At 69.8% G+C, this 12,664-nt stretch carries 10 protein-coding genes and 1 tRNA gene; 6 read left to right on the top strand and 5 right to left on the bottom strand.

The genetic code is table 11. The features are described 5' to 3' along the window. Together VF794_RS22420 and VF794_RS22415 are read left to right on the top strand one after the other, a co-directional pair. A partial coding sequence (locus VF794_RS22420; RefSeq protein ID WP_331113639.1) for a 5'-nucleotidase occupies positions 1 to 783 on the top strand: 783 nt, incomplete at its 5' end. 174 nt (positions 784 to 957) lie between these two features. Then, entirely contained in the window at positions 958 to 1,353 is a 396-nt protein-coding gene (locus tag VF794_RS22415; RefSeq protein WP_331113637.1) for a hypothetical protein, read from the top strand. Between the two features lie 62 nt (positions 1,354 to 1,415). Here VF794_RS22415 and VF794_RS22410 read toward each other — a convergent pair whose 3' ends face one another. Continuing rightward, on the bottom strand, positions 1,416 to 1,874 hold the full coding sequence (locus VF794_RS22410) for a hypothetical protein (RefSeq protein WP_331113635.1): 459 nt from the start codon (positions 1,872 to 1,874) through the stop codon (positions 1,416 to 1,418). Positions 1,875 to 2,089: 215 nt separating this feature from the next. Between VF794_RS22410 and VF794_RS22405 the strand changes: the two genes are divergently transcribed. Further along, positions 2,090 to 3,583 carry a PQQ-binding-like beta-propeller repeat protein gene (locus VF794_RS22405; protein ID WP_331113633.1) on the top strand — a complete coding sequence of 498 codons (1,494 nt, stop codon included), beginning with the start codon at positions 2,090 to 2,092 and terminating at the stop codon, positions 3,581 to 3,583. Between the two features lie 136 nt (positions 3,584 to 3,719). Continuing rightward, positions 3,720 to 4,346: a DUF2378 family protein gene (locus VF794_RS22400; RefSeq protein WP_331113631.1), complete on the top strand. Its 627-nt coding sequence runs from the start codon at positions 3,720 to 3,722 to the stop codon at positions 4,344 to 4,346. A 6-nt stretch (positions 4,347 to 4,352) separates the two neighbouring features. Here the strand turns inward: VF794_RS22400 and VF794_RS22395 are convergent, their stop codons facing one another. The 4 genes from VF794_RS22395 to VF794_RS22380 all read right to left on the bottom strand — a co-directional run bounded on the left by VF794_RS22395 (position 4,353) and on the right by VF794_RS22380 (position 9,781). Beyond that, positions 4,353 to 7,130, bottom strand: coding sequence for an Hsp70 family protein (locus VF794_RS22395; protein ID WP_331113629.1), 2,778 nt, complete (start codon positions 7,128 to 7,130; stop codon positions 4,353 to 4,355). 19 nt (positions 7,131 to 7,149) lie between these two features. After that, on the bottom strand, positions 7,150 to 9,003 hold the full coding sequence (locus VF794_RS22390) for an Hsp70 family protein (protein ID WP_331113627.1): 1,854 nt from the start codon (positions 9,001 to 9,003) through the stop codon (positions 7,150 to 7,152). Positions 9,004 to 9,020: 17 nt separating this feature from the next. Continuing rightward, a complete protein-coding gene (locus tag VF794_RS22385) occupies positions 9,021 to 9,611 on the bottom strand; it encodes a DUF2760 domain-containing protein (RefSeq protein WP_331113626.1) in 591 nt (196 codons plus the stop codon). A gap of 94 nt (positions 9,612 to 9,705) precedes the next feature. Then, positions 9,706 to 9,781 (bottom strand) — tRNA-Ala (locus tag VF794_RS22380). Positions 9,782 to 9,960: 179 nt separating this feature from the next. On the opposite strand from VF794_RS22380, the gene VF794_RS22375 reads away from it, so the two are divergent. Beyond that, entirely contained in the window at positions 9,961 to 12,276 is a 2,316-nt protein-coding gene (locus tag VF794_RS22375; RefSeq protein ID WP_331113624.1) for a tetratricopeptide repeat protein, read from the top strand. 138 nt (positions 12,277 to 12,414) lie between these two features. Further along, on the top strand, positions 12,415 to 12,664 hold a 250-nt coding region (locus tag VF794_RS22370), incomplete at its 3' end, for a UbiA family prenyltransferase (RefSeq protein ID WP_331113623.1).

Here is a 12,664-nt window from a genome sequence, read left to right as displayed (position 1 = left end):
GGGAGCTGCGACGCGCGCAAGCTCAAGGACCTGGGGGCGGACGCCAAGCTCGTGCCTCCCACCTTCCTCGGGGGCGCGGTGGTGCCGGATCCTCAGGTGGAGGCGCTCGTGGCCCCGGCGCTCGCCCGGGTGGAGGAGGAGCAGCGCCGTCCGCTGGGCTTCACCGTCGCCGCTCCCCTGGGGCGCAACTACGAGGAGGAGAGCGCGCTCGGCGACGTCATCACCGACGCGATGCGGGAGATGGAGAAGGCGGACGTGGCCCTCCTCAACTCCGGTGGCCTGCGCGCCAACCTGAGGGCAGGCGCCATCACCTATGGCGACCTCTACGAGGTGTTGCCCTTCGACAACACGGTGGCGATCGTCACCGTCACCGGGGAGGAGCTGCGGCGTCTGCTGGTGGCCGCCTATGGCACCGGCTCCGGTGTCTTCCAGCAGTCCGGCCTGAAGGTGAAGCTCGCCCGCTGCGCCGGCCCCGAGCGCCTGCGCGACGTCACCCTGGCCAATGGCAAGCCGCTCGACTCCAAGCGCCAATACCGGGTGGTACTGCCGGACTTCCTGGCCCGGGGCGCCGCCGGGCTCGGCGCCGTGCTGTCGCAGCTTCCCGCCGAGCGCATCGACCTGGGCGTGGGCCGCGAGCTGATCCTCCGCGACGCGCTCGCGAGCTTCTGGAAGACGCGCGGCACGCCCATCTCGGCCCCTGCTACAGGCCGCATCAGCTTCGTGGAAGAAGGCGGAACGTGCGCCTCGCGCGCCCCCTCCACCACCGCTCCCGCGCGACCTTGAATCGCGGGAGCGGGCGCAAGTAGCCGAGATCCGGGCAGATCTCCTCGCGGGCCGAAAAATCGGCCTGCGATCAGTTTTCAACTCCCGAAATCCTCCTTACTCTAGGGTGGGCGCGTCGTGATCCGAGGAGCCTTCCGAGACCCGATCACGGCCCGCCGGCAGGGAGGGACACACATGCTTTACAAGGTTACCCCGATGATGCCGCCGCCGGCCTCGAAGGAGGCCAAGACGGCGCGTGAGCCGGGGCAGCCGCGCAAGCGGCGTAAGTCGGCTGTATACGATGCCGACGGGCACGAGGTGCTCATCTCGTTGATGTGCATCAAGTGCCGCTCGCTCAAGCCGCTGGCGCAGTTCGGGCTGCGGAAGATGGCGGACGGAGCCATCCGCAATCAGCCCTGGTGCCGCACCTGCCGCTCCGGCGCGGGCACGCGCAAGCCCAAGGGCGAGGAGAAGGCCCTGGACGCCATCGCCGAGGCGCCCGTCCCGGTCACGCCCAACCTCCAGGTGGTGCCGGTTCCGGCCGTCGCCCTCGAGGATGAGGCGCCGATCGCCGTCGCTTCGCGGGGCTGATCCTCCGGTCACCGGTTCCTCCGAGGGGCGAAGCGTCTCGCTTCGACCCCGAGGGGATGGATCTACCCTTCGCTCCGGTTCGCGTCCCAGTGGTGGATGACCTGGAAGGCGGGTTGGCTCTCCTCCCAGGTGGAGATGATGAACCCGGGCCGGAGCACGACGCTCCCCGTCGGCAGCATGTCCTCGCTATCGGGGACCTGACCTGGGGCGACGAGGAACATGTCCACCAGGGCGATGAGGGCCGGTGTGGCTCTCGGGGCCACCGCGGCGCGGAACTGCGGGTGGCGGCGGATGGCGAGGAGCGCGCCGAGCCCCGAGGCGTCCGGCACGTGCCCATCGCGCACGGCGAGCTCCTGGGCGAGGGCGTTCACGATCAGCTCGGGTTCGCGGCGCAGCTTCTTCTTCCAACCCCTGCGCTGGAGCGTGGCGGACAACGCGCGGTAGCTCACGGAGGTGGCTTCGAGCACTTCGAGGCCTCCCTCGAGTTGCCGACGCGGGTCTTCCAGCCTCCGCTCGCTCATGGGGGGCGAGCCTTCTGTGAGGCTGTCCTCCAGGTCAAGCACGCGGGCCTGTGCGGCGTGGGGGGTGTATCCGTACCCGCTTGGGGTGAGTCGTACCCGCCTTCCCAAGGCCCTGGGGGCTGGGCGTAGATAGCGCCCGGGATGCGCCCCGCTGAATCGGGCGCCAGGGAGGGATCCGTATGGAATTGCGAGACAGGGTTTCAACATCGCTGGTCGTGGCACTGCTTCCAGTCCTCGCGCTCGCGCAGGTGGGAGGCCCGGGTCGCTGGCCGTACGCCGGCGGCGATCTACACAACACGCGGAGCGCGGAGCACGAGCGGCGCATCAGCCCCGAGAACGCGTCCCAGCTGTACGTGAAGTGGATCTTCACCGCCCAGGGTGATGTCTCCGCCACCCCGGCGATCGATGGCGACGCGCTGTACCTCGCCGATTGGGGGGGCTGGCTGCACAAGGTGGATGCCGCGACCGGTACCAGCATCTGGTCCCGCCAGATCTCCGACTACACGGGCATTCCCGGCAGCCGCTCGCGCAACACCCCGGCCGTCCACGACAATCGACTCTTCCTCGGGACCCTGAACGGAGATTTCCTGGCCGTCGACGCGCGCACCGGTGAGCTGATCTGGAAGATCCACGCGGACCCGCACCCCACGGCCGTCATCACGCAGTCGCCCATCGTCTTCGGCAACCGGGTCTACGTGGGCATCGCCTCGTACGAGGAGAGCTTCGCCGCGGATCCCGCGTACCCCTGCTGCACGTTCCGCGGGAACGTCATCGCGATGGACGTGAGGACGGGCGAGGTGGTGTGGCGCACCCACGTGATGCCGGAGGGGTACTCCGGTGGCGGCGTCTGGGGCAGCACGCTCGTGCTCGACGTGAAGCGCGGGTCCCTCTACGTGACCACGGGCAACAACTCCAACGTGCCGCCCGAGGTGCGGCAGTGCCTGCTGGACGCCACGGACGATGCCGCCGCGTCGGCGTGCATGGCGGAGGACAACTACTTCGACGCCATGCTCGCGCTCGACGTGGACACCGGGGCCATCAAGTGGGGCCGGAAGCTCTACCCCCAGGACATCTTCATCCTGACCTGCTTCATCCGTCCCGAGGACTGCCCCCCTCCGGCCGGCCCGGATTACGACTTCGGCCAGGGCGCCATCCTCTTCGAGGCGCGAGGCCCGGACGGCCGCATGCGCGAGCTGGTGGGCGCGGGGCAGAAGAGCGGCATCTACTGGGCGCTCGATCCGGACACCGGCGCCACCGTGTGGAGCCAGCAGGTGGGGCCCGGCGGGGTGGGCGGCGGCCTGATGTGGGGCTCGGCCATGGCGGACGGGCGCATCTACGCGGCCAACGTCAACTTCCACAACCTGCCCTACACGCTGCCCAACGGTGAGACGAGCTCCTGGGGCAACTTCACGGGCCTGGATGCCGCGACCGGCCAGATTCTGTGGCAGACGCCGGATCCGGTGGGCTCGCAGGATGTCGCCCCGGTGTCGACCGCGAATGGTGTCGTGTTCGGCTGCTCCATTGATCCGCTGGGCCACATGTACGCGCTCGATGGCCGGACGGGAGCCGTGCTGTGGACCTTCGTCAGCGGCGGCTCGTGCAACTCGGGCGCGGCGGTGGCGAACGGGACGGTGTACTGGGGCTCGGGCTACACCAACTTCGGCGTGGGCACCCCGAACAACAAGCTCTATGCCTTCACCGTCCCGTAGCCGTCCGTTCCACGGAGTGGGTGGCTGGAACCGTTGAGACGGAGGGCTGGAAGCAGGGCAAGCATCCGAAGGATTACAATGTACGACACCGTCCCACCGGCCATGCAGGACAGGGGGTGATATGACAACGGGGGCGATGACTCACGAGACGCAGGCGGGCAGCGGCCCCGCGTACAATGCGGAGTTGGACCTGGAGCAGCGCGTGCTCCTGGCGACTCCGGAGTACACCACGCGTGGCATCCTCTTCATGGCCACGTTGAGGATGGTCCGGGATCTCGGGGCGGACGACGCGATGGTGCAGTCCTGCCTGGAGGCGAGCGGGGAGAAGGAGTTCGTGGAGTTCTTCAACTACCCCACGAGTTCCCTGCTCCGGCTGATCGGTGCCGCAGCGCGGGCGCTGAGCCCGAAGTACGGGAGCTTCGAGGAGGCCGTGCGGCAGATCGGGTGGATGTCCGGAGAGGTCTACATGGCGTCCGCGGTGGGTCGTTCGGCGCAACACATGATGGTCGGAGCCGAGGACCCGATGCTGCTCGTGCGGACCTTTCAGTCGCTCTACAAGGTCTCGATGGCGTACTCGGAGCCCACGGTGGTGTGGATGGGGCCGAAGAGAGGCATCCTCGCCGTCCAACGCACCTTCACGCCGTTGCCGTTCCATGAAGGGGGAGCGCTGGCGATGGCAGCCCGTCTGGGCGTGAAGAACGTGAAGGTGCGCGCGAGGAGCACGGGGCCCCTCAGCATCGAGCTGGACATCTCCTGGGAGTGAAGAGGACTACAGGCGCAGGCCCGCGGGCAGGGTGTCGCCGAGCGCCCGAGCCTCGTCCGCGGCCTCGAGTGCCACCACTTCCGTCACCATCCGCACCCAGGTGTCCGCGGCCTTCGCCGAGCGCAGGGCCTGGGCCGTCCTGGCGCGCAGCTCGGGGCTGAGATCCCTCATCCGGTCTCCCGTGAGCCGCGCGAGCTGGGCCGCCGCGAACTGCGCCCCGTCGAGGCGCTTGAGATCCAGCTCCAGCAGCAGCGACAGCCAGGACTCGGCCACCTCCACGTCCACCACCTTGTGGCCGCTGCCGTACAGCGGCACCCGCGCGCCCAGCCGTCCGAGCGCCCACGTCCACGGGCCTCCGCTCTTGTTCTCCGCCTTCAGCCTGGCGGCCACCCACTGGCCCAGCTCCGCCTTGTCGCCCGCGTCGAGGTGCTCCAGCGAGGCCGCCGTGCGCACCATCTCGTCCAGGCCCTCGGGGACAATGCCCTTGAGCTTGCCCTGGGGCTGCGGCGCGTCCGGCGGCACCTTCCGAGCCAGGTGCGGCTTGAGGTAGTCGTACAACTTCCGCTGCTGGGCCTCGCTCAGCCCGCCCGCCACGCGCCGCCACATCACCCAGAACTCGATCCACACCGCCTTCTCGGTGTGGTGCTGCACCAGCTGCTCGAACAGCCCGAACGTCTGCTCCGCGCGCCAGTGGTCCAGCGGATAGCCGAAGCCCGGCCGCAGCGTGTAGCCCGTGAGGCTGTAGTAGACGCGCTCGTGGTCCGCCGTGCGGCGCCGCTTGGATGCCCCCGCGAAGAGCGAGCTCCACAGCTCGCGCAGCACCGGCACCCGCCACGTTTCCTTCGGGCCCAGCACCTTCTCCAGCGTGCGCGACAGCTGCTTCACGTCCTTGGGGCCGATGGGCAGCGGTTTGTTGCCGTACACCCGCTCCACGTTCTCCTTCGCCTCGGCGAAGCGCGCGGGCATGGACTCGGTGACGGTCAGCTCGCGCTCGCCGCCCGTGCCGCGCAGCTCGAACTCCAGCCGCCAGCGCTCGTCCGCCACGTTCGACACGGCGAAGAGCTCCAGCGTGCCAATCTCCGTGAGCCCCGCCTGAAGGTGCACCGGCACCTCCGCCGTCTTCCCCGTGCCCCCCTTGAGGATGGTGTGGATGGGCGGCAGCGGCTTGAGCTCCTCCGACAGCGTCACCACGTCGCCTGGCTTGTCGATGCGGTCGCTCGTGGTGGAGTACAGCGTGAACTGCACCGGCCGCCCCAGGGTGAGCGTGAAGGATCGTTCGCCGATGTCGACCTGGTTGCCCTCCTCGAAGCCTCGGGGGATGAGGCACAGCACCGGTTGCTCCGTGCTGTCCGCCGGCCGCTGGAGCGCCACGTAGTACGCGCGCGCCGCGCCGCCTCCAATCTTCAGGCCGTGCCCGCGCCGCACCAGCCCGTAGTACGCGGCGCCGCGCGCCACCGCCAGCTCCAGCGACTCATGCTTGAGCAGGCGGATGCGCGGGGCCCCGGGCCACCACGCGCTCACCGCCTCCACCAGCCGCTCGGCGAGCTGGGGCGAGTTGAAGACACCGCCATTGAGCAGGATGGCGTCCGGGCGGGGCAGGGCACCCTCCGCGGGCGCCGTCTCCCCGAGCGCCGCGAAGCCCGCCGCCGCGTGCTGCGCGAGGAAGGCGGCGAGGTGCCGGGTGATGGCCGCGTCCTGGGCGTACGGGAGCCCCAGCTCCTGGAGGGCCATGCGCGACACGCGCCGGGGACGCTCCTGCGCACCCGAGCGGGGGAAGAAGCCATCCATGACGATGGCCTCGGCCTCCTCGCGCGTGAGGTCCGTGGACAGCGAGCCGCCCAGCAGCCGGCTGCCCTCGGCCACCAGGGAGACGCCGTAGCGCTCCGGAGGAGTGGAGCCCAGCAGGGACTCCTTGGCGGTGCGCGCCGCCTGGATGGCCTGAGTCCACTGGGTGGCGGACAGGCGCCGGTTGCCGTCCGGGAAGAGCTTCTCCTCCACGCGTTTGGCCAGCGCGGCGTCCATGTTGTCGCCGCCGAGCATCAGGTGCTCGCCCACCGCGAGCCGCCGCAGCATGGGGCCTTCGGGGGACACGCCCGCGTGCACGAGGGTGAAGTCCGTGGTGCCGCCGCCCACGTCCACCACCAGCACCAGCCGCACGTTCTCCAGCGACGGCGCCAGGTCCTTCCGGTGGCGCGCGGTGTAGTCGTAGAAGGCCGCCTGCGGCTCCTCCAGGAGGGTGAACTTCTCCAGGCCCGCCTTGCGCGCGGCGCTCACCGTGAGGGCCCGGGCCGCCTCGTCGAAGGAGGCGGGCACGGTGATGACCACCTCCTGCTGGGCGAGCGGCGCGTCCGGGTGGGCGTGGTTCCACGCACGGGCCATGTGCTGGAGGAGCAGAGCACTCGCGTCCACGGGGGACAGCTTCGCCACGTCCGCCGGAGCACCCCAGGGGAGGATGGGGGCCGAGCGATCCACGCCCGGGTGGCACAGCCAGCTCTTCGCCGACGTCACCACCCGACCGGGCACCCGGGCGCCCTGCCAGCGGGCGAGCTCGCCCACCACGTGCGGACCCCCGTCCCCCCACGGGAGGCGGAGGGACTCGGTGGCCAGCTCGTGGCCGGCGGGCACGTAGACGCACGAGGGCAGCAAGGACCGCGGGGTGACCTCGCCCTGGCGCACCAGTTGGGGGACGGGGAAGTCCTCCACCGGAGCGGTGGGCCCCTTCGAGGGGTCCACCGAGGCGACGGCGCAGTGGGTGGTTCCGAGGTCGATGCCGACGATGTGCATAGGGATTCGGGCGGCCCTTCTACTCCTTCATGCGGACGTTGAGCTCCAGCTTCCACTTGCCGGGGCCACTCTTTTCCAGGCAACGCAGCTCCAGGGTGCCCACCTCGGTGACGGCGGCCTGGAGGTTGACGGGGGTGAGGTCTCCGAAGGGAGTGGGCGTGCCCGGGAGCGTCGTCTCGATGGGGGCGAGCTCCTCGAACTCGTCATTGCCCACCACGTCGTCCACCATGCTGCCCACCCTGTCGTCGCGCCGCACGGACGAGGCGAAGAAGCGGAAGCTGGTGGGCTCGCCGGTGACGAGGCCGAACTCCTGCGGAGGCACGTCCGCCTGGGTGCCCTCCTCCATGCCGAAGGGGGCCACGCACAGGCCCTTCACCGGGGGCTCCATGCCGGGCACCGCCGGCATCGCCGTCTCCACGCCCACGTAGTACGCGCGCGCCGTGCCGCCGCGGATGCGCAGGCCATGGCCCTGCCGCACCCAGCCGTAGTAGGCCGCGCCACGCGCCACGGACAGGTCCAGGTCCGCGCCCTCCAGCTCCTGCGCCGGCTGTCCGCCGTCCGCGGTGAGCCATGCGTTGAGCACCTCCATCACCCGGGCCTTGAGCGGGCCGGCCTTGAAGACGCCCCCATTGAAGAGCACGGCGGTGGGGTGGATGAAGGACTTGCCGCCCACGTTCACCGGCGCGTCCGGCGAGTTGGCCAGGGCCTGTGCCTGCCGGGTGAGGAAGGCGGCCAGGTGCCTCGTCACCGCCGGGTCCTGCGCGTACGGCAGGGCCATCTGCGCGAGACCCGTGCGCCGGGCCACGCGAGGCAGCTCCGAGACGGGGGTGGGCGGGAAGAAGCCATCGGTGAGGACGCGGTCCAGGTCCTCGCGCGCCAGCTCCGTGCGCAGGGTGCCGCCGATGAGCGACGAGCCCCGGCCCGGAATGGCGATGGGCGCCCGGGCCATGGACGGATCCCCATACAGCGTCTCCTTGGCCATGCGGCAGCCATAGGTGAGGCCGTTGAACTGCCAGGCGTCGAGCTTCTTGCCCTCGGCGGTGAGGCGCTGGTTGAGCGTGTGCGCCAGGGCGAGGTCCATGTTGTCGCCGCCCAGGAGGATGTGGTCGCCCACCGCCACGCGGGTGAGCTCCACGTCGCCGCCGCGGTCGCGCACGGTGATGAGCGAGAAGTCCGAGGTGCCGCCACCCACGTCCACCACGAGGATGACCTCGCCCACCTTCATCCGCTTGCGGAAGGACTCACCCTGGGCCTCCAGCCACGCGTAGAGCGCCGCCTGCGGCTCCTCGAGGAGGAGGATGTTCTCCAGCCCCTCGGCCCGGGCGGCCTCGAGTGTCAGGTCTCGCGCGGCGGCGTCGAACGAGGCGGGGACGGTGATGATGACGTCCTGCGCGGCCATGGCACTGGCGGCGTCCTCGCGCGAGCGGGCGAAGGTGTGGTCCCACGCCTCGCGCAGGTGGCGCAGGTAGCGCGTGGAGGCCTCCACCGGGGAGACGCGTTGCACCTCCTCGGGGGCCTGCCAGGGGAGCAGCGCGGCGCGCCGGTCCACGCCCGGGTGGCTCAGCCAGCTCTTCGCCGAGGACACCAGCCGCGTGGGCACCTTGGCCCCGTGGGAGCGGGCGAACTCACCGGCGATGCCGCTGGGGGAGGGGTTCCACGGAAGCGCGAGACTGCCCTGGGGGAACTCCTGGCCGCTCTGCAAGTAGAGGAAGGAGGGGAGGAGCGGCCGGGCCTCCACGGTGCCCGGCGCCGTCAGCTGGGGGATGGGCAGCATGGACTGCGCGGGGCCGCGCGGCTTGCCCTCCTCCAGGTTGAAGTAGGAGACCGCGGAGTGCGTGGTGCCGAGATCGATTCCAATCGCGTAGCGGGCCATATGGGCTCAATCTGGTGTCAGGAGAGCTCGACTTCAGCGGGCGCGAGCACGCGCGGGTCGAGCGCTGGGCTGGTGGACGGGAATTTCACGGCCGTGGTCACCCAGCCGTGGTGCTTGAGCGCCCCGGTATAAGGAGGCTGCCCGGCCACGTTGCCGGTGAGGCGGATGCGCTGGGCGTCGAAACCGACGGGCACGTTCACCCGGTCCCCCTCCACCTGGGGAAGCACCGGCTCCAGGGTGAGGTACTGGCGCAGCACCTTGCGGCACCCCTCGTGGACGATACGGGCGGCGGCGCCCACGTCCGCGTCCGGGAAGGCGGCCACGTCCTCCTGGAGGAAGTCGACGAGCCGCCCCTCGCGCTGGAGCATGGACAGGAACTGGAGGGCGGAGGCGTGCTCCCGCTCGGGGGGCAGCGCGGCGACCGGCTCCGGGGCCTTGGGGGCTGGCAACTCGGCGGGCGTGCTTCCGGGCAGCGGTCTGCCGTCGTCGTGTGCCTCCCGCACCGGCAGTACGGCCTGCGCGAAGGGCTTGTAGAAGAGGATCCGCCAGAAACAGACGAACGCGAGCCAGAAACGGGCGAAGAACGAGAGCGAGGGCTGGTCGGTCATCGACCCCGGATAACAGACCCCTGGCGCTTTTCAATTCACTCGTAGGCCAAATGAAAAGGGCCTCACTGTTTCCAGTGAGGCCCTTTTCACTTCATGGTGGAGGTGGACGGGATCGAACCGACGACCTTCGCATTGCGAACGCGACGCTCTCCCAACTGAGCTACACCCCCGCGATGTATGCGACTGCCTGCCAGCGGGTTGGGATTTCTTTCCGCCGAAAGACGAACGGGCAGATACAGGACCCTATTCCACGTGTCAAGCCGGGAATCTTTCGGTCCCGTTGTGCCGTTGACGCGCGGCAACTCCGGGTGTCATAAGAACTCCCTCCACAGAGGCGCCTCTTTTCGGAATGTCTACCTCCCCATCGAAGACGTTGAGCCCGGCAGAGCTTGCGAAGCTGGAGCACGCGTTCGCTTCCGACCCTTCCTCTGACGCTTACAGGCCTCTGGCCGAGGCCTATCTGGCCGCCGGTCGTTTCATGGAGGCCATGGTCGTCTGCAAGAAAGGGGTGAAAGCCCATCCCGATCGTGCCGAACCCCGGCTCCTGCTGGCTCGCGTGTACTCGGAGCAGGGCAAGGACAAGAAGGCCCTGGAAGAGGTGCTCGGCGCCCTCCAGGCCCAGCCGACGGACAAGGCTTCCTTGCGCATGGCGGGCTCGCTCCAGCTCAAGACGGGCGAAGCCGAGCTCGGCAAGGCCAACCTCCTCAAGGCCTACGAGGCGGACCCGACCGATGCCGAGACGCTCGCGCTGATGCAGCAGTACAAGGTGCAGCCGCCCCAGGCCGCCGCTCCCGCGCCAGTCGCCGCTCCTGTCGCCGCCCCCGCGCCGGTGGCTGCTCCCGTCGCCGCGCCGGGTCCCGTGGCCGCCGCGCCCGTGGCGGCGCCCGCTCCGGTGGCCGCTGCCGAGGAGGCGCGTCCCAAGGCCCGCGCCGAGCAGCCGCGTCCCTCGCCCCGTCGCGCTCCCGTGGTCGTCGAGGACGACGACGTGGACGGCGATGACGAGGACGCGCCTCGCAAGCCGCGCAAGACCGGCGCCGGCGCTGGCGCCAGCAAGTTCATCACGCTGGGTCTGGTGATCGCCGTCCCGCTCATCCTGGGTGGTTACTTCTACCAGGGGCGCGCGGCCGCTCAGCGCAGCCGTGAAATCAAGAAGCAGCTCGACGCGGCCACCGAGCAGCTCAAGCACGACTCCTTCGACTCCTACAAGAAGGCGTGCGAGGCGGCCGACAAGGCGCTCGAGGTGGACTCCGAGTCCACCGCCGCGCACGGCTACCTGGCCTACTCCTACGCCATCCGCTGGGGTGAGCACGGCGGTGGTGACGCCGCTCGCAGCAAGGCCGAGGAGCATCTGGCCGCCGCCCAGAAGAGCGGGGAGATCAGCTCCCACCTCTACGCCGCCGAGGCGCTCGTCAAGACGTACGGTGGCAAGGGCAAGGACGCGCTGACCCAGCTCGAGGCGCGCGTGAAGGACTTCGACGCCCAGGGCAAGCGCAGCTCGCTGCTCTACCTGACGCTCGGCCTCATCCAGATGAACGCGGGCGACCTGGATCGCGCCAAGGACAACCTGGAGAAGGCCCAGGGCCTGTCGCCGGACGATCCGCGCATCTACGCCGCGCTCGGCGCGGTGTACCGCCGGCTCGGCCAGGACAACATTGCCTGGAAGAACTACGACTTCGCCCTGCGCTACGAGAAGGACCACCCCGAGTCCCTGCTCGGCAAGTCCCTGCTGATGCTGGAGCAGGACGAGCCCAACTTCGCGCTGGCCTCGCAGATGATCAAGAAGCTGCTGGAGGCCCAGCCGCCTCCGTCGCCTCGCCAGCTCGCGGCCGCCTACCTGGCGCGCTCGCTGCTCATCTCGCGCGTGTCCGCGGGCCTGGAGAAGTTCAAGCCCGAGGAGCAGGCGAAGATCGCCGAGGTCACGGGCGTGCCCCTCGAGAAGGACAAGGCGGCGCAGGAGCTCCAGAAGGCCGAGGAGACGGGCTTCACGCTGGACAAGCAGAGCCCCGAGCTGCTGCTCATCAAGGGCCGCCGGCTGATCTCCGAGAAGCAGTTCGACGCGGCCGCCGCGGAGATCCGCAAGGCCACCAAGATCGACAGCACGCGGGCCCAGTTCTACGTCGAGCTGGCCAAGGCCCTCATGGGCAAGGAGGGCGGCGAGAAGGAGGCCTCCGAGGCGCTCGTCACCGCCATCAAGACCATGGGTGACAGCCCCAAGCTGCTCACCATGCTGGGCAACGCCTACCGCGGGCAGAACAAGCCGGACGAGGCGCTCTCCACCTTCGAGCGCGCGGTGAAGGACCCCAACGCGAAGAACCCCGAGGCCCGTCTGGCCATCGGCACGCTCTATCGCGAGCGCTCCATGTGGGGGAAGGCCCAGGAGTCCCTGGAGAAGGCGGCCACCGAGTTCATCGGCCAGCCGGACCGGACGGCCATCACGATGCTGGAGCTGGCCCGCGTCTTCGAGGGCAAGGGCGACGCGGCCAAGGCCGACGAGACCTACCAGAAGGCCCTCAACGCCGATGAGAACTACGCGCCGGCCTACTTCCACTACGCGGCGTTCCTCGCGAAGGACAAGAAGCAGGCCGCCAAGGCCAAGCTGCTGGCGCAGGAGTACCTCAAGCGCGAGCCCAAGGGCGAGTTCGTAACCCAGGCCCAGGCGCTGTAGTCGGGCTGCGGTTGCAGAAAAGCAGGGCTGATGCCGACGGGCGCGGGGATCGACTGAATCCCGCGCCCGTTTGCTTGATGTGGGTGGCTCCTCGTGTGTAGAGGGAGGGGCGTCTTCCACCCCCTTGGGGAGTCTGCCGTGAGCGTTCAAGCCGTGAGCCTGTCGAGGAACCTCGCTTCGGACCTGCTGTCCCTCACCAAGCCGAGGCTGTCGGGACTGGTGATCGCCACCACGGCGGGCGGCATGTGGCTGGCCCCGGGCGAGCTGACGGTGTCGCGCATCCTGGTGACGCTGCTGGCCGTGTCCGGCACGGTGGGCGCGGCCAACGCGCTCAACTGCTACTGGGAGCGCCACAGCGACCGTTTCATGGCGCGCACCCGCAACCGGC

It is taken from the genome of Archangium sp., assembly GCF_036389735.1.
Classification (GTDB): domain Bacteria; phylum Myxococcota; class Myxococcia; order Myxococcales; family Myxococcaceae; genus Archangium.
The sequence above is the reverse complement of the archived record's forward strand: the minus strand, read 5'-3'. Positions and strand labels throughout refer to the sequence as shown.